The organism is Caproiciproducens sp. MSJ-32, from assembly GCF_018918055.1.
Lineage (GTDB): Bacteria > Bacillota > Clostridia > Clostridiales > Clostridiaceae > Clostridium.
The window spans coordinates 1-20,302 of sequence record NZ_JAHLPS010000054.1 but is presented as its reverse complement, the minus strand read 5'-3'; the positions used below and the strand labels follow the sequence as shown (position 1 = coordinate 20,302).

The 20,302-nt window shown below is 29.9% G+C and carries 24 protein-coding genes and 4 pseudogenes; 3 read left to right on the top strand and 25 right to left on the bottom strand.

Features of this window, described 5'->3' with window-relative positions:
* Window positions 1–200 precede the first annotated feature (200 nt).
* The 4 genes and pseudogenes from KQI16_RS06340 to KQI16_RS06325 all read right to left on the bottom strand — a co-directional run bounded on the left by KQI16_RS06340 (window position 201) and on the right by KQI16_RS06325 (window position 2,817).
* Window positions 201–731 (bottom strand): GNAT family N-acetyltransferase, encoded by a 531-nt coding sequence (locus KQI16_RS06340; protein WP_216432841.1) that lies wholly within the window; start codon window positions 729–731, stop codon window positions 201–203.
* Window positions 732–768: 37 nt separating this feature from the next.
* Window positions 769–1,620 (bottom strand): nucleotidyltransferase domain-containing protein, encoded by an 852-nt coding sequence (locus KQI16_RS06335; protein WP_216432840.1) that lies wholly within the window; start codon window positions 1,618–1,620, stop codon window positions 769–771.
* Window positions 1,621–1,741: 121 nt separating this feature from the next.
* Window positions 1,742–2,281 (bottom strand): annotated as a pseudogene (locus KQI16_RS06330) (methyl-accepting chemotaxis protein); the annotation flags it as partial.
* An 11-nt stretch (window positions 2,282–2,292) separates the two neighbouring features.
* Complete coding sequence (locus tag KQI16_RS06325) at window positions 2,293–2,817, bottom strand: cache domain-containing protein (protein WP_216432838.1); 525 nt, start codon at window positions 2,815–2,817, stop codon at window positions 2,293–2,295.
* Window positions 2,818–3,018: 201 nt separating this feature from the next.
* On the opposite strand from KQI16_RS06325, the gene KQI16_RS06320 reads away from it, so the two are divergent.
* On the top strand, window positions 3,019–4,092 hold the full coding sequence (locus KQI16_RS06320) for a PQQ-dependent sugar dehydrogenase (protein WP_216432837.1): 1,074 nt from the start codon (window positions 3,019–3,021) through the stop codon (window positions 4,090–4,092).
* A gap of 63 nt (window positions 4,093–4,155) precedes the next feature.
* Here the strand turns inward: KQI16_RS06320 and KQI16_RS06315 are convergent, their stop codons facing one another.
* From KQI16_RS06315 to KQI16_RS06295, 5 genes are all read right to left on the bottom strand, one after another.
* Window positions 4,156–4,509 carry a phosphatase PAP2 family protein gene (locus KQI16_RS06315; RefSeq protein WP_330654150.1) on the bottom strand — a complete coding sequence of 118 codons (354 nt, stop codon included), beginning with the start codon at window positions 4,507–4,509 and terminating at the stop codon, window positions 4,156–4,158.
* Window positions 4,510–4,699: 190 nt separating this feature from the next.
* Window positions 4,700–5,401: a metallophosphoesterase gene (locus KQI16_RS06310; RefSeq protein ID WP_330654149.1), complete on the bottom strand. Its 702-nt coding sequence runs from the start codon at window positions 5,399–5,401 to the stop codon at window positions 4,700–4,702.
* Window positions 5,402–5,559: 158 nt separating this feature from the next.
* A complete protein-coding gene (locus tag KQI16_RS06305; RefSeq protein ID WP_216432836.1) occupies window positions 5,560–6,597 on the bottom strand; it encodes a cation diffusion facilitator family transporter in 1,038 nt (345 codons plus the stop codon).
* A 166-nt stretch (window positions 6,598–6,763) separates the two neighbouring features.
* A complete protein-coding gene (locus tag KQI16_RS06300; RefSeq protein ID WP_216432835.1) occupies window positions 6,764–7,132 on the bottom strand; it encodes a NifB/NifX family molybdenum-iron cluster-binding protein in 369 nt (122 codons plus the stop codon).
* A 23-nt stretch (window positions 7,133–7,155) separates the two neighbouring features.
* A complete protein-coding gene (locus tag KQI16_RS06295) occupies window positions 7,156–7,512 on the bottom strand; it encodes an ArsR/SmtB family transcription factor (protein ID WP_216432834.1) in 357 nt (118 codons plus the stop codon).
* Window positions 7,513–7,701: 189 nt separating this feature from the next.
* Between KQI16_RS06295 and KQI16_RS06290 the strand changes: the two genes are divergently transcribed.
* Window positions 7,702–8,160, top strand: coding sequence for a YkvA family protein (locus KQI16_RS06290; RefSeq protein WP_216432833.1), 459 nt, complete (start codon window positions 7,702–7,704; stop codon window positions 8,158–8,160).
* Between the two features lie 234 nt (window positions 8,161–8,394).
* Here the strand turns inward: KQI16_RS06290 and KQI16_RS06285 are convergent, their stop codons facing one another.
* The 14 genes and pseudogenes from KQI16_RS06285 to KQI16_RS06220 form a co-directional block, all read right to left on the bottom strand.
* Window positions 8,395–9,567 carry an IS4 family transposase gene (locus tag KQI16_RS06285; protein WP_216432832.1) on the bottom strand — a complete coding sequence of 391 codons (1,173 nt, stop codon included), beginning with the start codon at window positions 9,565–9,567 and terminating at the stop codon, window positions 8,395–8,397.
* Window positions 9,568–9,651: 84 nt separating this feature from the next.
* Complete coding sequence (locus tag KQI16_RS06280; protein ID WP_119864513.1) at window positions 9,652–9,867, bottom strand: hypothetical protein; 216 nt, start codon at window positions 9,865–9,867, stop codon at window positions 9,652–9,654.
* A gap of 183 nt (window positions 9,868–10,050) precedes the next feature.
* Complete coding sequence (locus KQI16_RS06275) at window positions 10,051–11,220, bottom strand: RNA-guided endonuclease InsQ/TnpB family protein (protein ID WP_216432844.1); 1,170 nt, start codon at window positions 11,218–11,220, stop codon at window positions 10,051–10,053.
* The gene (locus KQI16_RS06270; RefSeq protein ID WP_216432831.1) at window positions 11,213–11,824 is read right to left on the bottom strand and encodes an IS607 family transposase; all 612 of its coding nucleotides are present in this window, start codon (window positions 11,822–11,824) and stop codon (window positions 11,213–11,215) included. The genes KQI16_RS06275 and KQI16_RS06270 overlap by 8 nt, the downstream gene beginning before the upstream one ends.
* 452 nt (window positions 11,825–12,276) lie before the next feature.
* The gene (locus KQI16_RS06265; RefSeq protein ID WP_216432830.1) at window positions 12,277–13,293 is read right to left on the bottom strand and encodes an alpha-hydroxy-acid oxidizing protein; all 1,017 of its coding nucleotides are present in this window, start codon (window positions 13,291–13,293) and stop codon (window positions 12,277–12,279) included.
* Between the two features lie 11 nt (window positions 13,294–13,304).
* Window positions 13,305–13,451 (bottom strand): hypothetical protein, encoded by a 147-nt coding sequence (locus tag KQI16_RS06260; RefSeq protein ID WP_216432847.1) that lies wholly within the window; start codon window positions 13,449–13,451, stop codon window positions 13,305–13,307.
* Between the two features lie 44 nt (window positions 13,452–13,495).
* Window positions 13,496–13,991 (bottom strand): annotated as a pseudogene (locus KQI16_RS06255) (radical SAM protein).
* A gap of 16 nt (window positions 13,992–14,007) precedes the next feature.
* A pseudogene (locus KQI16_RS06250) lies at window positions 14,008–14,469 on the bottom strand (B3/B4 domain-containing protein); the annotation flags it as partial.
* A gap of 10 nt (window positions 14,470–14,479) precedes the next feature.
* A pseudogene (locus KQI16_RS06245) lies at window positions 14,480–14,800 on the bottom strand (DMT family transporter).
* Between the two features lie 194 nt (window positions 14,801–14,994).
* The gene (locus KQI16_RS06240) at window positions 14,995–15,195 is read right to left on the bottom strand and encodes a hypothetical protein (RefSeq protein WP_216432829.1); all 201 of its coding nucleotides are present in this window, start codon (window positions 15,193–15,195) and stop codon (window positions 14,995–14,997) included.
* A gap of 37 nt (window positions 15,196–15,232) precedes the next feature.
* On the bottom strand, window positions 15,233–15,787 hold the full coding sequence (locus KQI16_RS06235) for a plasmid pRiA4b ORF-3 family protein (RefSeq protein ID WP_216432828.1): 555 nt from the start codon (window positions 15,785–15,787) through the stop codon (window positions 15,233–15,235).
* A 308-nt stretch (window positions 15,788–16,095) separates the two neighbouring features.
* On the bottom strand, window positions 16,096–16,815 hold the full coding sequence (locus tag KQI16_RS06230) for a permease (protein WP_216432827.1): 720 nt from the start codon (window positions 16,813–16,815) through the stop codon (window positions 16,096–16,098).
* 1 nt (window position 16,816) lies between these two features.
* Window positions 16,817–17,299, bottom strand: coding sequence for a permease (locus tag KQI16_RS06225; protein ID WP_127837103.1), 483 nt, complete (start codon window positions 17,297–17,299; stop codon window positions 16,817–16,819).
* A 6-nt stretch (window positions 17,300–17,305) separates the two neighbouring features.
* Window positions 17,306–17,635, bottom strand: a complete 330-nt coding sequence (locus tag KQI16_RS06220) for a cupin domain-containing protein (RefSeq protein ID WP_216432826.1) — start codon at window positions 17,633–17,635, stop codon at window positions 17,306–17,308.
* 96 nt (window positions 17,636–17,731) lie between these two features.
* On the opposite strand from KQI16_RS06220, the gene KQI16_RS06215 reads away from it, so the two are divergent.
* Window positions 17,732–18,409, top strand: coding sequence for a Crp/Fnr family transcriptional regulator (locus tag KQI16_RS06215; RefSeq protein ID WP_216432825.1), 678 nt, complete (start codon window positions 17,732–17,734; stop codon window positions 18,407–18,409).
* A 70-nt stretch (window positions 18,410–18,479) separates the two neighbouring features.
* Here KQI16_RS06215 and KQI16_RS06210 read toward each other — a convergent pair whose 3' ends face one another.
* On the bottom strand, window positions 18,480–18,857 hold the full coding sequence (locus KQI16_RS06210) for a DUF6438 domain-containing protein (protein WP_228201998.1): 378 nt from the start codon (window positions 18,855–18,857) through the stop codon (window positions 18,480–18,482).
* 78 nt (window positions 18,858–18,935) lie between these two features.
* Complete coding sequence (locus tag KQI16_RS06205; protein WP_216432824.1) at window positions 18,936–19,685, bottom strand: aminoglycoside adenylyltransferase domain-containing protein; 750 nt, start codon at window positions 19,683–19,685, stop codon at window positions 18,936–18,938.
* Window positions 19,686–20,302: the final 617 nt, after the last annotated feature.

The window sequence follows — 20,302 nt, the reverse complement described above, 5'->3', positions numbered from 1 at the left end:
TTGTTATCTTATATTTTAGATATATAAGTATAAAGAAAAGAGTAAAATAAAGCTTTATTTTATAGTACAAAAAAGCAAAATTATTTAAAATAAATCCATTAATAAAACATTTCTTTTAACAATAAAAAAATCCCCTAGGGGATTTTTTTACTTCATACTAATTATATTGCTTCTCAAAATTCATCAGCTGCTCTGCAATTTTATTCTAAAAATTCTCTTGGATAAATTACTAAACCTGAAACATCCTTTAGGCTTCCTTCTTCAAGCTCTAATGCCATAAAGAATTCGTCTCTTACATCAAAAGGAGATATTATTCCCCAGTTTTTTGCAGGTTTAAATCCAAATTTAGGATAATATTGATCATGACCAAGAACTATAACTGATTTAAATCCTAGTTGCTTTGCAATTTTTAATGCTTCTTCTATAAGCTTGCTTCCTACACCTTCCTTTTGATATTCCGGTAAAACAGAAAGGGGTGCCAGAGATAAAGATTCCACTTCTTTATTATCGTTTCTTATAAGAACTTTAGTTAACATAATATGACCAATTATTTCTCCCTCATGTTCTGCTACAAGGGAAAGTTCAGGCACAAATGCACAGCTATTTCTTAATTTAGCAACCAAAAACTGTTCTGTATGATCAGTGTATTCAGCAGCTTTAAAAGCCTCTTCTACAACATATTCCGTTTTTTTATAATCTTCTTCTCGTTCTTGTCTAATTATTATATCCATTTTATTATTCTCCATCCAATCTTCTAAACTTATATTATTAATGAAGTAAATACTCTATTCTAGGGTCTGTATCTACTTCATCTATAATCTCCTTAAGCAGATCTACTGCTTTTCTTGTATCTTCAGGATTTGAAGATATTAATGAAAAGATTTTATCAATTCTTTCCTTATAATTTTCTGGCTTAATCTCAAAATTATTCACCATTTTTACAGCCTTTTTTTCGTTAATACAGTATTCTTCATTAACAGAGAAAAGTAATTGGTTTAAGCAGGATACACTTCTAAATATATGCCCTGCCACAAGGGAAATATCATCCTTATCTACGTTACTTTCTGCATGTATTAATGAAAAGCAGGCTTCAAACATAAAGTAATTTACCATTGCATCCTTTAATCTTTTTGGATAAGGCCTAGTTTTATTTTTTAACTCTCTTAATTTTTTATACTTATCAGATAATATATTGCACACGGAAATTTCTCCCATATACATTACATTTAAATATCCATGAGGATGTCCAGTTTGATAATTAGTTGTAATCTTGCCTTCTATACAATCATTAATCTCCTTTTCAACTCTATATATATCACGAAGAATAAAATCTACATGATATCCATCAATAACAAGCCATCCCCCTGCATTTATCCAAGGTCCCCATCCTCCAATTGGGCTGACTAAATTTTCCCTATGTTCATCATCTAATTTTGTGGCAGCCTTTGAAAGTTCCTCTGTGCTAAAGCCTAAAGTCTCATCATAATATATTCCAATATCTATATCAGAAGTCTCATTATTATTTCCTCTTGCTCTTGATCCCCCTAAAACTACTCCCACAACTCCAGGAATATTTTCTATTTCTTCTGCAACCCTATTTAAAATATTTTCTATTCCCATATCATCACCCTTTACTCATCTAATCCTTATTATATAATACCATACTCTTGGAAACTTTTGTACAAATGTGTAAATTACTTTCTAAATAATTAAGCCGCGAGCATAAAACCCGCTGCTTAGTTTATAATTTAAATTTATCTACCATTTTCATTAACTTTTCTGCAAGCTCTGCCTGATTTTGAGCAGCTTGAGCAACTTCTTCTATTGCCATTGTTGTTTCATTAATACTTACTTTTATAGAATTAGCCTTTTCTGTATCTTCTTGAACTGATTCTGCAATCTTCTGCATAGCCTGAGATACCTGACCAACTGTAGCTGTAACCTCTTCTGACATAGCTGCTATTTCTTCTGTCATATTACTTACAAAATCTGAATCCTTATAATATTGACTTCCTGTTTCCTCATATTCATAATAATTTTTTCTTATATCCTCTTTCATAAAACTTATTATATCATTTCCTGTATTAATACTTTTATTAAATACCTCTTTTACTAACTCTATAGTTTTTTGTATTTCTGACACTGCTTTAGAAGATTCCTCTGCAAGTTTTCTTACTTCCTCTGCAACTACAGAGAAGCCTTTTCCATGTTCTCCTGCTCTTGCTGCTTCAATAGCTGCATTTAAAGCAAGTAAATTTGTCTGCTCTGAAATAGCGGCTATAGTATCAGCCATTACTCCAATATTATATTTTTGTTGCTGTTTTTAGCAAGCTTATACCATTCTTTGTCCCTAAAATCATTATTAGCATATTCATCAGTATATATAATGGCGCCATTAGATTTAAAAGCAAAAGCTGCAAAGTTTTCTACATCTTTTTTATATTTATAAGGCTCGAACCAAATTCCTCCTCCAAAGGTTTCATCATTTCTTGATATCAAGCCTAACAATACGTTTTTATAAAAATCTTCATTTAATTCTTCTGTAGAGGCCTTCACAATTTCACTTAAGCTTTCAGCTATTTTTTGATGCTTTTGGAGAATTATTTGAATTTCCTGCTTTTCTTCCTTTAGAAGATTAGTCATATTTTTATCAAGTTCATCACTTATTATTTTCTCTGAGGTTGAAAAACTAATATAACCTAATATAAAAAGAGAAAATAATAATACAGGAATAAAGACGCCAATCATTTTAAATTTAATTGGTATAATCTTTTTTGATTTTTTCTTCTGTACTTTCATTTTTTCTTTTTTCCTCATTTTACTCCCCCATTTATATAGGAAGAATTTTCAATTCAATAATATTATCGAAATATTTTTTAGTAATAAAATACTTATTCATGCAATTTTTATAAATCTTTTTCCTTAGTAACTTTTAAAATAGTTTTTGAATAGCATAAAAATAAGACAACTAATAGAATTTAATTTTTTATTAGTACTTATTTAAACTTGGAGGATATAATGAGAAGATTTGTTTATAGGACCTTATGCAATATTATTTATGGACGAAAAAGCTATTCACGGCAGATTCCTTATAGAGTTGAAGTTGTTGCCGAAAATTTAAATGTTCCTTGGGCAATAGCTGAAAGTGATAATGGAAGAATATTTGTAACTGAAAGAGTTGGAAGAATAAGGGTCATTCAAAATGGAAAAATGGACAGTCAGGCAGCTGCAACTATTACTCCTATTTTTACAGAAGCAGAAGCAGGGCTTTTTGGAATTGCCCTAGACCCAAATTTTGAAGAAAACCATTATGTTTATGTTATGCACACCTATCCATCTGGTTCTAATGTTTATAGCAGGGTAGTAAGAATGATAGAAAGAAATAATATTTTATCCTTAGACAATATCATTATTGACAGGATTCCTTCAGGAAGAATACATCTTGGAGGAAGAATAAAAATAGGTCCAGATGGAAAACTATACATTACAGTTGGAGATGCTAATAATTACAGCTATGCCCAGGATCCTTCAATTTTAGCAGGTAAAATATTAAGATTAAATTTAGACGGAAGCATCCCAGAAGATAATCCCTTCCCTAACTCTCCAGTTTATAGCTTTGGTCATAGAAACCCTCAAGGTTTAGCATGGAATTCCGAAAATATTCTGTACGCATCAGAGCATGGCGAAAGTGGCCATGATGAAATCAACATAATAAAAGCAGGCAGAAATTATGGCTGGCCTATAGCTCAAGGAAATGAAACAATTCCTGGCTTTAATTATGAAAGACCAATTTTTGATAGCGGAGATTTAACCTTTGCCCCTTCTGGCATGACCTTTATAACTAAAGGCCCTTGGGCAGGAAAGCTTCTGGTTGGAAATTTACGTGGACAACAATTGCTTTTATTCACCTTTAATGAAGATGGAACTAGTGTAGAAAGTTTAGAAACCTTTTTTCCTAATGAATTTGGACGTATTAGAGAGGTTTATGAAGCAAAAGATGGTTCAATTTATATAACAACAAGCAATAGGGATGGCAGGGGAAATCCAAGGCCAGATGATGATAAGATTATAAAACTTGTCCCTATAGAATGAAAATATAAAGGAGCATATAAATAAAAGGACTGCTCTTAAAAAAATAATAAAATGAGCAGCCCTTTAATTTCTTAAATAAGTATCTTTTAAAATTTTGTTTTCTTTACTTTCATCCTCTAATAAATAAATTGAAATTTTAGAGCATAATAAACCTAAAATTGCTCCTGCTATAACATCTGAAGGATAATGAACAAATAAATATACCCTTGAAAAAGCCATTAAGGATGCAAATATATATAGCAAAAATCTATTTTTTCTAAAATACTTAGCTAATACTCCTATAACAGCAAAGGCAAATCCCGAATGACCTGAGGGAAAGGAATAACTAGCTGGTTTTGAAATAAGGACTTTAATGGCTTCAAAGTTTTCAAAGGGCCGTGAACGCTGAACTATATTTTTTAATAAACTTTCCCCAATAAGTAATTCTATTATATACCATAATTAACCAACATTATATTATTATTCTTATAAACTAGCCATAAAATAAAAGTTGTGAACAATAACAAAATAAAATTCTGAAATTATCCACAACTCTTATATATTTATTCACTAAAATATTACAGTTATTAATACTATATTACTATTTCTTACGTAATATACAGCTTTATCATATATTACAAGATTTTAAAGTCAGAACAACTAAATCTGGCCTATTGAATAATCTAAATGGGAAGGCACTGCCTCCAAGGCCTCTGCTTACCAGCATACTTGTTTCATCTTCTTTATATATCCCACATGTATACTTAGGAAATATTCCTTGATTTGGTGAAAATAAACCTCCTATAAAAGGCAGTCTTATTTGCCCTCCATGAGCATGACCTGTGAAAACTAAATCAAACTTTTCTTCTACATATAACTTAAATTGTTCTGGCCTATGGGCTAATAAAATTGTAAAGTCTGTATTTCTCAGCTTACTTAATTTTTCAATAGACTTTTTCATATATTCCCTATTATTTTTAGATGTATAATGCTTTGGATTTCGCCTGCTTGTTGGATCTTCAACTCCCATAAGCCCAATTCTATCTTTTTCTTTTTCAATAACTATAAAGGAATTATCAAGAATTTTAACATTTTTTCTTTCTAAAAGCTCTTTTACTTCATTGTAAGTTCCTGATAAAAATTCATGATTTCCCGAAACATAATAAATTGGTGCTATGTCCTTTATTTCCTTAATAAAGTCTGTAACTAAATTAAGCCTTACTTTCCTTCTATCTATAATGTCACCAGTTATTACAATTATATCCGGCTTAATATTTTTAATTTTTTTAGATAGCTTCCCCTTATAATTTTTGTTATGAAAATCTGATATTTGAACTATTTTATAGTTATTAAATTTTTGTGGTATTTTGGAATTCTTATATTCATAATTGCTTATTACAATTCCATCATTTTGCCACTTAAAAAAAACTAATAAAATTAATATAATTAATGCTTCTATATTAATCCCTCTTTTTCTATATTTTAATGCTAATCACATACTTGGTCTTCACAATTTTCGCTTTCAAAATCTATCTCTATAGTAACATGTTCTATTCCCTTTTTCCTTAAAAGTTCCCTAGTTTGATCTTTTATATAAGCAATTTCTTGAAACTTTGTATCATCTTTTACAACTATATGGGTACTTAACATATTCTTTTCTCCTTCTAAGGACCAAATATGAGTATGGTGAACAGATAAGGCTCCTGTACTTTCTGCAATTTCTTCTTCAATTTCAGCTATTGAAAAGTTTCCTGGGACCCCTTGTAAAAAAACATTTAATATTTCTTTCAAGTTTTTTACAACATTATATAGTACATATATTGTTGTTAGTAATGATAATATAGGATCAATTATAGGAATATCTACAAATAAAAGAATAATACTGGCAATAAGTATTACTACCCAGCCTAAAACATCCTCCATTAGATGCCAGGAAACAACTTTTTCATTTAAGGAAGTTCCCTTTCTTAATCGTAAAACAGCTGCTCCATTTATTGCTATTCCCAAAATTGCAAATAATAACATTCCTTTTGCATTTACAGGCTCTGGATTAATAATTCTAGGGATTGCTTCCTTTAGAATTAATATTGAACCAACTACTAAAATTAAGCTATTTATTAATGCACCAAGGAGAGAAAATCTAGAGTATCCAAAGGAAAATTTGCCATCTGGTCCCTTCTCTGAATATTTTTCTAAAAACCATGCAACTCCTAGGGATAAGGAATCTCCAAGATCATGTAATGCATCGGATAAAATTCCCATGCTATTTGTCCAGAAGCCACCTACTATCTCCAATATGGCAAAAGAAAAGTTTAATAAAAATGCAACTTTTATATTGCTGGAAGCGCCATGATGGTGATGATGGCCATGAATATGACTGTGACTATGATTGTGGCTGTGATTATGATTATGATTATGATTATGGTTATGCTTATGGTTATGACCATGATTATAGCTATGATTATCATTTATATGATTATGAATGTGCTCGTGCTTATGTTCATGTTCCTTCTTGTAATCTTTCATTTATATTCCTCACTTTTATTGCTTATAAATTTTTTAAAATTCTCTTTTCTTAATACTCCTTAATATTTTTTCAATTAAATCATGATTTTAATTAAATATATCCTACTATTATATATTTTATACAAAAAGACGCCTAATTTCCATTAGACGCCTTTCTTTATTAATATTAATGACTGCAATTGTGGTGATTACAGCTATTTTTTATAGAAAACTCTAGTAGCTTGTTTTCCTTTAGTAATTCAATATTTTTTAAAACCGAGTCATTTTCAACTTTATATACTTTAATCCCCTGGTTATTTAGTTTCATTAATGCCCCTGCTCCAATTCCACCAACTAAAATGGCATCAACATTTTCTCCTCCTAAAGCTTTAAGGGGTTGGCACATTCCATGCTGATGATTTAAGTCATCATTTTCAATGGTCTTAAGATTTTCATTGTCTAAATCATAAATTAAGAAAAATGGTGCTGTACCAAAGTGATTATAAGCAATACTATCTATGCCCTTATTTTCTTTAATTGGAATACATATTTTCATTTTTTTCTCCTTTCAATTCTTAATTATTTTTGACAACATCTATTTTTATTTAACTTACATGTTGTTCTGCAGTTACCTGGGACTTTTAACCATAAACTATCCTCTTTATTAAAGCTATTATTTTTAACTTGCTGAATAAATTCTACTATTTCTGAAAACTTTTCTTCCTGTAAATGATATAGAACATAATAGCCTACTTTCTCTCCTACTATAATTCCCGAATCTTTAAGTATTTTTATATGCTGGGATACAGCTGCTTCAGAGATATTTAAATGTTTAGCCATCCCCTTTGCACATATTTTTCTTTTAGAAAGTATAATTAATATTTTTAACCTTGTTTCATCGCTAAGTGCTTTAAATATTTTTACTATTTGTTTCATATTTACCCCTTAATTCAATTAAGTTATTACTTAATTAGATTATAATATACTTAATTAAATTTATCAATGGATTCGTAAAATAAATTTTATTAATATTTTAATATTCCCCCTCAATAATTATGGATATTTAATAGTTATTAAGTTATTATATTATTATAGACTTAAACTTACTTGAGAGGAGAGATTGATATGGCAAAGGAAATGGATACAAAAAAGGTTGAAGAATTACTTGAAAAGAAAAACGAAGAAGCCAAAAAACTTCTTGGAGATAAAGAAAAAACAGAAAACACTCTTGAAGAAGTCAATAAAAAATTAAATAAATTGAATTTTAAGCCATTGGTTAATATGATGTCTGATATAAAAACTATTACTTCTCTTATTAAGAATTTTAGTTCTGGAAATTATAGAGCTCTTCCAAAAAGAAGTATAATAGCTCTAATGGGAGCATTAATTTACTTTTTATCACCAATAGATGTCATTCCTGATGTACTTCCTTTTGCTGGACTAATTGATGATACCTTTGTAATCAGCTTAATTTTAAGACAATTTAAGACAGACTTAGATGTATATAAGGCTTGGAAAACTCCAAAGGAAGGAATTATCGAAGAATATAAGAGACAATATGAAGAAAAACATGCTAATGAATAGTTTATAATATTTAAACTTAGCTTATCTTAATTGTTTTATTAATAAAAAAAGAGCATTAAGCTACTAGTGTTGCATCAATCCAATAATAAATAATTGACAAATTTAAAACGCCTACGGCTCCTGTTAAAAATGCCGTAGGCTGCTTAATTGCACTAAAATTGGTGTATATATCCATAACATAAAATTAGACTATTCCTATAGTTCAAAAAGTAGTTTTTAAAATTTTAGTTTATCTTATGAATCAACAATATATTCAAGAACATCTCCAGTATTTTCTAAAATGTTAGATTTTATTATTCTTGTGATTTTAAGCATTGAAGTTTTTACTTGAAGTGATTCTTTTAAAAAGTATATAAGTATATAGGCTATAAGTGCTGTATAAATCTGAATCTTAATACTGTTATCATTGTATCCTATGCATTTCTTAATCTTTAGATTTTGTTTTACCCATTTGAAAAATGTTTCAATCTTCCACCTGATACGATACAATAAAAGTATATCTTCAGGTGACATATCAAATATATTAGTTAAAACTCTAAATTCTTCTTCATTTTCATTAAAGGTAAGTATTTCCCTATAAGTATTATGGGTTTTATTTTTGCTATATTCAGTTCCTAGTGTAATTTCATAGTCAAATATGAGGTCATTATCAACATAGGTACTTCGGATTTCTTCAACACAAGCATTTGAAGGTTGTCTTGTTATAAATTTAAACCCATCATCTGTTAATTTGTCATACCAACTGTAGTCATAGTATCCTCTATCAAAAAGATAAATACAATCTTTATTTTTAATCATACCATCTATACACTTTCTATCATTCACTTTTCCAGTAACAATATTAATCCTTTCGGGATATTTACCATTAAACAAAGTACTTATTTTAACAGCTGCTCTTTTTTGCTTATTATCATAGCGAAAATGTTTTGCTAATTTAAAAGGCAAGTCTATCATTGTTGAATCAATTATTTTTAAAATAGGTAAGTTTTTTTCAACTCTAGCTCTTCCGAGCTTTTTATAAGTGTAATTAACCAAGTAATAATAAAGGTCTTCAAAAATCCTATAATCTCTTTTAGCATTTTTTCTTGATAATTGAGAAACACTTGGTATATTTATAAGTCTTCTTAATTTGTTATTGTTAGAAACCTGTGTTTGTAAATCATGCAGGCTATTTAATCCCTTAAGTTGAAAGAATAGCATTGAATATAAATGTGATTTAGTATCAAAATGTTGCACTCTGAAGTCAGAGTTATATTTCTTTATAGTTTTATTTAATACATTTCCAGAAATTACATCTGTTAATTTATTAAAAAATATTTTATTATAATTAGTAGTCAAATATAACGAAGCTCCTTTAATAGATTTCTCATCAAGATCTATTAAATCAAAGGAGGTTCTTTTTTTCATTATAAAAATTTTTCCATTAATTATTTGTCAATCTGTAAGTTTTTCTTTGATGCAACACTAGTAGCATTAAGCTCTTTTTTATTTTTAATCAGCCATTTTAAAAGCTTCTTCTTCCGAAATAGGAATTAGTATATCTCTAAACAATCCTTTTTCTCTCTTACAGTAGAATTCATAATCATCATTTCTTTTTAATTCTCTAATATGTTGATTTTTTATTATTTTAAATGTTTTATTTGTATATAAATTTTTTCCTATGTAATAATCCTTTTTAACTTTTATTATTGTACATCTTACTGTCATATTTTACTCAGCTTCCGTTACAGAAAACTTATAAAACTCTATAAAAACATTATAAAAGTTTATGTTTCCTTCCTTCTTCATCATGTTCTTTTTCGCATAATTGCTACTCAAGTGGTCTAACACTCCAAAGGCTTAAATTCCCCACTAACGTATGGGTACATAGAAATAGTATCATTTTAATGATTAAGCTATTTCTTGACCGTAATTTTTAAGGTTTAAACTAGCATTATAATCTCTATCCAATACAGAACTACAGTTTTCACAAACATATTCTCTGTCGCTTAATTTCAAATCTTTTTTGTATGTGCCACAGCAACTACATTTTTTACTACTAGGGAAGTATCTATCTGCTACTATGAATTTTATATTGTTCCACTCTGATTTATATTTAAGCTGTCTATAAAACTCATAGAAACATTGTTCTTGTATTGCTTTTGATAAATGCTTGTTTTTCATCATTCCCATTACATTCAAATCCTCTACTGTAATAAAACTTGGTTTTCGTCTTATTATATCAGCAGTAATTTGATGTAAATAGTTATGACGAATATTAGTTAGACTTTGGTTTAACGTTCTAAGTTGTTTTTCTAGTTTTACAATGTTTTTTGTTTTCTTGTAACGGTTTCCCTCCCTTCCTTTTTCGTATTTATTAGATACCTTTCTTTGTAATCTTTTCTTTCTTTTTTCTAATTTTTTAATTTTGTAAGTTTTGTTTATATTTTTGTAAGCTATACCATTACTACAGGTTGCTAACTTTTCTACACCTAAATCAATTCCTATACCTTCATTGGTTGGTACTACATTGTTATCTGGATATTCAATACCAACTGAAATCCACCAATTAATACCATCAAAACTTACTCTTGGATTAATGTATTTTACATTTTCCCCAAAAGGTATTTTGTAATGTTCACATAATCTAATCCAATTTAGCTGTTGTTTATTTCTTTTTATACTTGTAGTTAATTTTTCTATTTTTACATGAGTTCCTATAAATTGTATTTTACAAGTATCGACGTAAAAACTAGGTTTAGACCTCTTTTTACTTTTAAACTTAGGAAATTTAGAATATCCTTTAAAGAATCTTTTGTAAGCATTACAAGCATCTTTTATTGCTTGTTTAGTTATGTTGTTAGAGTAATCATTCAACCACTTATATTTATCAGTCTTTTTTAATAAGGTAAGTTCTTTCCTTAGTTCGTTATCTTTAATGAATTTACCACCATTTTTATAATTTTCTTGCTGTCTTGCTAAAGTCCAATTATATGCCCATCTTGCCACACCTGCACATTCAAATAGTTTAGTGTTTTGTTTATTATTAGGTTTTAATTGAATTTTAATTGACTTAATCATCATTAATTAACTCCTTAATCATTTTCTTAGCTTTGTTTGCTCGTTTTCCTTGTAATTTAGCACTAAATATAGTAATAATCTGTATCATATCTTCAACTAATTCTTGTTCTTCTGTTTTTTCGGTATTGTCTATAATTTCAATAGTGACACCATATTTACTACAAAGATTTTCTATTAATTCAAATCCAAATCTAACTAATCTATCTTTGTATAAAACCACTATTTTTTCAACTTCTGAATTAGTTACCATATTTATTAACTGATTTAGTCCTTTTTTGTTGTAATTAATTCCACTACCAATATCACTTATAATTTCAAATTGATAACCTTTAGCAATCATATAAGTTTTAACATTATCAATTTGTCTTTCTAAATCATCTTTTTGTTTATTGCTAGACACTCTGCAATATCCTACAATTTTACGATTAGGTGGTAGTTGATTTTTAAGTCCTAAAAAATGATTAAGTTGTTCTTGTGAATAATATCTGTAACCACTTGCTGTAACATGATGTGGCTTTAATATACCTTCCTTATCCCAGTTCCTTAATGTTTGTGTCGTTTTTCCAATTAATTTTGCAAATTGACTTATTGTATAATACTTCATAACTCTCACCTCTAATTTTATTATAACATATACGTTATAATAAATTAAGAGTTTTTTATAAAGTTTTATAACTTTATTTTAACTGTTGTAAACCCCTTCTAAATAATATTCAATGAGATTTACAATTCTCTAGCAATACCAAATTAATCTCCCTATATATTATCGCATAACATTTTCCATACTTTACGGTAAATTTAGCATAAATTTTAATTTAACTATTTTTTCATTAAACTTTCTAAAATAAAACAACTAGAAAATTGCCCTTACTAATTATTGCCCAAAATCATATATAAATTTCATTAAGGTAAATATTATTAAAAAATAAGAAAGAGCCTTTCGGCTCCTTCTTATTTAGAGAGTAATTTCATCTCCTACATTAACTTTATATGAAGGAATATTTACTTTTTCATTTAACTTAGATTGGATTATTTCACGTGAACTGTGTAATCTTTTTACTTTCTTATCATATCTCTAGTAATATCATCTAAAGTAAAGGCACCACACATTTCCATTGTATCTGCTAATTCAGCTCCTAGTTTTTCTATATAACACTTTACTCCTTCTTCACCGCCACCATAAACAGCTGTAACAAAAGGACGTGCTATTAATACAGCATCAGCCCCCATAGCTAAGGCTTTAAAAATATCTGTACCACTACGAATACCACCGTCTACAAAGATTTTCATACTTCCTCCAACAGCATCAACAATTTCTTCTAACACTTCTGCTGTTGCTGGACATTGATCTAATACACGGCCTCCATGATTAGATACAACAATCGCTGATGCTCCTGCTTCTTTTGCCTTTAAAGCACCCTTTACTGTCATTATTCCTTTTATAATAAAAGGAACCTTTATCATTTTAGAAATTTCTCTTAACTCTTCTACTGTCTTGCTGCCTGCTGGAGGTGTCATATTCTTTAAGAAAGGAAGACCTGCAGCATCAATATCCATGGCAACAGCAAATGCGTCTGATTTATTAACTAATCTCATCTTTTCATGAACAGTCTCTAAATTCCATGGTTTTACTGTTGGCACTCCTATGCCTTCAACTGCTTTTATGGCATCTGCAGCATATTCCATAATCTTAGGATTAATACCATCACCAGTAAAAGCTGCAATACCATTTTCAGCGCAAGCCTTAACTAAAATGTTATTGTAGGATAAATCATCATATTTATCGCTATAATGGAAATCAACAGCTCCTACTGGCCCAGCAAAAAAAGGATATTTAAACTTCTTTCCAAAGATTTCAAAGGAAGTATCTACTGGACGATTTTCATGAATTGTATCCATATTCAAGCGTATTTCCTGCCATTTTTGATAATTTCGAATTGCAGTATCTCCCACTCCCTTAGCTCCTGGTCCAGGTATTGCATTCTTGCACACTATACCATTACATATATTACAGGCCTTACAGTGATCACCCATACATGTTCGAGCTTCTTTTAGCATATCATTATAATTCATATAAATTCCCCCTAAATTAATTCTTCTATTAAATCATCATTTACAGAAATACAATTATGTTTTTCAGGCTCATACTCGTTATACCACTTGTTTTCTTCAAAAGAATCTATTATTCCAAACTCATGCTTCGCCAGACTATTACCCCCCTGCAAATGCATATAACCTCTCTTAATACACATTGTGAGAATATTATTCACTAAAGTTAAATATTTTGTAATGCTTTTGAAATTTCATCAAACCTTTCATCGGATATACCAAGTTTTTTCTTAAATCTTTCATCATTCATTCTTTCAACAATTACCTTGTCTGGAGATATTTCATTAATAATATTTTTTATCTTATTAACAGATTCCTCTGTATCATTATAGCCTTTAATAATTGTTACTTCTAAAATAAATTTTCCTTTATATTGTTTATTAAATAGAATCATATTTGAAACTAATTCTACTGTTCACAAGGGCTTCTCCTTTTGAGTTAATAAAAACTAAATCAACATTATTATTTTCTATCATACTTTCTAGTTCATTAAATGAATCATCTATTTCATCAAAGGACTGCTGTGTGTCTACTTTATTATACGACCTTCCAATAGGACAGAATATACAATCAAAGTTACAATACTTTTCAGGCAGGATATTTACTTCTAACACCCTTTTACCATCTTCAATATAAATATCTTTATAACTAAAAACGTTCATTCCTATACCCCCTAATTTACTCTATTACTATTTCCTTATTATTTATATCTAAAACTGAAATTTTACTTGTTCCACCTAAATTATCTTCTACTGATTTTGCCAAATCTTTTAATGCATTCTCAAATTCTACTACTCTAGTTTCGTCTACTAATTCAATACATAAGAAAGCATTAGTCGTATTTTCAGTAAGCATTGTTCTTATTGCTTCACGCCAGTTCCAGCATCTGCAAATTGCACCTTTATCATCTTTGTAGACTATTTCCCCTTCATATGGAGGCGAGTTCTCTTCGGTTCCCAATGGAATAAATTCCTCATTTCCAACAGCCTTAGTTAATCTTATATCACCAACAAATTTGTCTATATCTTCACCGCCACAAGGTAATGCATACCTTAATGAAATAGAGTTGTAAATATCCACAAGTGGATTAATAGTTCCTATATGATTGCCATTATGAACTCTCTTTAGTAATGCTTCTATGGGTCAATGATTATTCAATTGATATTAATTCCAAACCAATGATTCCACCAACTATTAATACTATACGAACTATACGCATCATATCAATAGGTTCCTTAAACAAAATAATACCTAATAATACTGTACCAATTGTTCCTATTCCTGTCCAAATTGCATATGCAGTAGCTATTGGGAAATTTTATAAAGACAATGATAAAAAATAAAAACTTGCAACCATTCCTATCAAAGTTAATATGCTGGATATTATTTTTGTAAATCCTTGTGAATACTTTAATCCCTCTGCCCACCATACTTCAAAAATTCCTGCTGCCACTAAGTAAAACCACTTCATAATTAGTCCCCCAAGATAAGTATTTGCATTCACCATAATAATATCTCATAGCAATATTTCAAAATAAGTAAAATAAAAAGCCCAAAGAAATATTATGAAAATATCTCCCAGGCTTTTATCCTTCCGTGTACACAGTTAACTGTGCGTTTTCTCTCGGATCTGCCAAATATAAATTGCTTTTTTACAAATGAAATTTACCTACTTTTGCAAAATGGGTACTGTGCAATTTGCAAAAAGTTTCGCCCTTCTGGGATTTTACCGTCATTTTCTGCTATTTGCTGATTTACAGTATCCTCTGCTATTTTTTTAATATCTTCTTTACCATCAAAAACCCGCAAAACAGCACTTTCAGGCAACTCAATAGTCTGCAATACTTGTTTTATACCAAAACCCATTCCTTACAAAGTCCGATAAAATATGTCCTATGTGCTTTTACTTTATCATCTTCAACATATCATTGACTTCATCTATGCTGAATTCTTCAGGGTCGAAAGAACCCCCCACCCATTCAAGCATGGATTCATGCTCTGGATGCTGCGGGTCTTGGATTGCTTCAAGGAAATCTTCATATCCCCACGGTCCTCCTACATCTTCAGGAGGACAGTTTCTTTTACCACCGATACATACTGGATATTTAACGCCTTCTTCCGGGTCAAGCACCTTCTCAACAACAATGTCATGTCTCCAATTATCACCAAAATCGTAAACATATCTGAATTTATCCTTTGGTGCAAAGTTCATGCTGCTTAACTTTATTCTTTTTGCACTTTTAACTTCATATCTGTCGTAAAAGTCCCAGACATCATCTTTTTCCCCAATAATCATTTCTCCCAGCCTAAACTCATAAAGGTGGGATTCAAACCATCCCATCGCATGCTGGATTATCCTGTGGAGTTTATAAAACGTAATATCGTCTCTAACCAATACCCTTCTCCAGACAGGAGGCTTTACGTCTTTTAGTGTTATTTTCAACTGAATAATTTTCATACTCTCACGGCTCCTTTTACATGTATTTATGCACTTCTATTTTATCATTTCTATGTGTTCTGTAAAAGTAAAAACAATATTTTATTATCTATCCAAATATCTTAATATAAATATAACATATATGCTCTGATGTAACCAAAAAAAAACATGTCAAAACTCCCCCTCATACCCTTATCCCATCTCTCCTTAAAACTACTCATGCTAAACAAAAATCATGGCTCCAATAAAGTTTCTACTCTATTTTCACCATGATTTTTAACAAGACTTTTTATTCATTACACAAGTTTTTTGGGTATACGGCAAAAATATCATCTAAAATCTATGGCCTTAACAGGACATTTATCAATTATCGCTTTCAATTCATTTATTTGTGTATCATTAAGTGTAGACTCTTTCCATTTTGCTTTCTTATCTATTACCTTAAAATGCTGAGGCATTAATTTTTCACATAGTCCACATCCAATACAATACTGCTCCTTAATATCAATACCAGTTGCTTTGCTTAAACTTTTCTCTTCTCCAATAGGAATGTCTTCCTTTTTTACAAATACAGTCATTAAATATGATATTATCAGTATGGACATTACTGTCAATATCCATCTTAGCCCCATAAAATTCGGCCCTAAGAATTTTGCTTCATTGGCAAGCATGGGTACTTTTATTACTGCCCATGCACTTAATATAATAACTACATTTGCGATGCTGGCACCTTTCTTTAAAAGCATTTTGCAGATTGGGAATGCTGCATAAATAGGCCCTGCTGAAAAACTGCCCAATAAGAATGAGAATATACTCCCCTTTATTCCTGCTTTCTCCCCAAATCCATTCATGATTACTTCTTTAGGAACCCATGCTTCAATAATTGATGTAAGTATAAAAATCACAGGCATAATTTCAAACATTTCTATAATATAATACATGCTGTTTTTGACAGATAAGTAAGCCTTATCGGGCATTGCCATAAATAGAAAAATATATGCCAAAGATACTGCTGCCAGCAGTTTGTTCTTTTTAATTATTTCAATCATTTCACATAATCACTCCCATCGTCAGCGCTATTATAAGTGCAAATACAAAACTAAGAACATTACGGGTAGTAGCAAATTTCAAACCAAACTCTTGTTTTTCTAATGGGAATGTCACTATTCCAACCATCGTTAAAGTAGTTAAGAATGCAACGGCAGGGACAATACTTGCACCTGCATCTACAAAAGAACCTACCAGAGGAAATGCTACAAAGGCTGGAATCAATGTAATACTACCTACTAAGGCAGAAATAACGGTTGAAATAAACAGATTGGATTCTCCCAAAACATTCTTTATAACTTCAGGCGGTATGAAGGTCAGAATCAATCCTATAAGAAACAAGATGCCTACAATCTCTCCAATCATATTTTTCATCATACCTCTTGCCATTTTCATAGAATTAAATGTCTTTTGCTTGTTTTTAACAAGAGATGCGACAAACGCAGCCCCTGTTATCCCCCATAATGATGCTGTAAAAATATCCACCTTTCATCACTCCTTCTCCTTGTAGTTTTTAGGATTAGGTGATTTTACCACAAAGAATTCCAATACTTCTTCGTCTTGATTATGGACATTCATTTTTGTTTTGTATGGGATATTAATAATATCTCCCTTGGTGTAATGATGTGGTTCTTGTTCATTTAACTGCAAAGTCATTTTCCCTCGTACAATTATCATATAAACGTTGGAATTGGAATAGTGTTCAGGAAGATTTGTTCCTTTTGTAAGGACCATATGATTCAGGTGAATATTCTCATCATCCACAATCTTTTCAATTGTTTTGTCATCTGTAAGACTATATACATATTTTTTCTCCAGCATAAAAACTCTCCTTTCATTATGTTTAAATCTATATTATAATAAATCACAGCGACATACAGTTACCATGGTAACTATTTTTATAAAAAGGTGATATTTATGAACATAAAAGATTATCTGGACATTTTAAAACTAACAGGGTTATTTGACGGATTTTCTGTTGAAGAACTGCTTACTTTGTTTAAAACATACAATTATGTTATCTCTAAATATAATAAAGGCAGCATTATCCATTTTGAAAGTGAGAAATGCAATTACTGGGATATTATTTTAAAAGGCCAGGTATTTGTTCAAAAGATTGATGAAAAGGGAAATGTATTAACTATTACTGAATTTAAAGTTGGAGACAATATTGGGGGCAATCTATTGTTTTCAAGGTATCCTTATTATCCCATGAGTGTGGTGGCAAAATCAGATACTGAAATTTTACATATTGATAAAGATTTTGTACTGCAACTTTGTCAGACTAGCCAGGATTTCTTAATACAGTTCTTAACTTGCATATCGGACAAAACTGCTATCTTGACAAGCAAAATTAAATCAATCTCCATGAAATCTATAAGGGAATCTATCATTGAATTCTTAAACTATGAGTACTACTCTCAAAAAAATAAAGAAATAAAACTTAATATGACAAAAAAGGAATTAGCCGAAAGGTTAGGTATTCAAAGAACTTCTCTTTCCCGTGAACTCAATAAGATGAAAAAAGATGGGTTGGTTGACTACAACACCCATTCTATTACTATCTGTGATTTTGATATTATTCGCAAATCTTGAGCAATAAACAGGGAACCCGTATTGAGTTCCCTTTAATCTGTTATTATCAACAATTAAACGCCTTTCATAATTATTGCAGGTCCGTAATAATTATTCTCTCTATCTTCTTTTCAAATGCTGTCAGGCTATCATCTATCAAAACATGTCCATAATAGTGGTCAATTTCTTTAGTTTCCCCATCTGAATATTTTATTGTGGTAATACAAGAAGGCTGGTCGGTAATGAACTCATTCTCTGGTTCATATATAAAAGACTTAAACCCAAATTCTTCAATCAAATCATTTAACTGTTTTACTTTTTTCTTTGATATTTTCCAGTGATGCTCACCAATTTTATATACAAACATTTCTCCATAATAATTTACATTCCCTTTGTTATCTACTGCTACACTATAGACAGGGCAAGTTCCAAAACACATTGTTCTCTGCAATTTTATGTATTCAAACATGATACACTTCCAATTAATGTACATAATAGGAAAATAATGTCATAATTATTAATGAAGATTGCATTAATTAATAGCATACTAAAATATCTGTGCTAGCATATAATTACAAAATTTCTGTGCTTCTGTCTCATTAATCTCCATCTTTTCACATGACCTATAACTGTTCAAGGCTTGATTAATAATATCGCTATATTCATTTGGTAGATTATTTAATCCCCAAATTCCACCTTGCTCCTTTGAGATAATCAAATTGTCCTTAATATAAGCAACAACTCTACACAAGTTTAATATAATATAAATTGGATTTTTAATAATCTCTATCCTTGCATTTTCAACATCATTCTTAATACTATCAATATAGTATTCTTTAGGCACTTCTCCAAAAACATCTCTTATAGGCGCTCCATATAAAGTAATGCCCACATGGCGAATTACAGTAAAATGTGCCGCTAAATCCCTATCTGTTTTTAGACTGTCATCGCATAACAGTAGAGGGTTTGCTAAATATTGTTCTAACCAATCTTTTGAAAAATGCAATTCATAAGGCGTAGGATATTTAAAATTAACGCAATGTTCCTTCAAAACAACACTCATTTCCAAACCTTTAGGTGGCGATTGTACTCTTAATGCTTCTAACATCTCTAACATACTCAACTTTTCATTTTTAGATAATTTTTTATTAACTACAACTAAAAAATCAATATCACTTTTATTCCAATTAAAGCAATTAAAAGCAATAGAACCATGAACATATATACCAACTAAATTGTCATCCAGTATCTCTTTATATTTTTTTACAATAAGATTAAGAATAGTTTTATAATCCATTTTTATCCCCCCATAAAAATACAAATAATCATTGCTTCGTAATATTCTACTATTATACATTAAATTTATTAACATAACTTCATTATCTGTATGATATAATTTTATTATTTTTAACGCAACTTTTTTATCTCTAACACGACTTTATTATTAACACAAGTTTTTTATCTCTGACACAACTTTTTTATTTTATCCCTTATCCCTTTACCCTTTTTAGAATAAACCTTAATCCTAACTATGTATACAAATAAAAAACTCATGTCAAAACCCAACACCCCTAAAACCCTTGCCCCTTCTCGCCTTAACCCTATTTTCCCACTCTCTTCCAGATAAAAAAGTCATGTCAAAAATCACCCTATTTCCTTAATCCTATCTCCTATTTTCTTCCTATTTTCCCTCTCATTTTAGATAAAAAAGTCGTGTCAGGAATAGGGAAAAGTTAAAAGGAAAAAGGAGAAAGTTTTAATCAATATCTTTCATCAATACTCCCTTCAAATCCTTTAAAATCAATACCTTTAGCCTTATACCTTACTCCTTGAGCCTAGTAATCCTAAGAAAAAATCATGGTTCCAATAAGGTTTTCTACCCTATTTTCACCATGATTCTTAACACAACTTTTT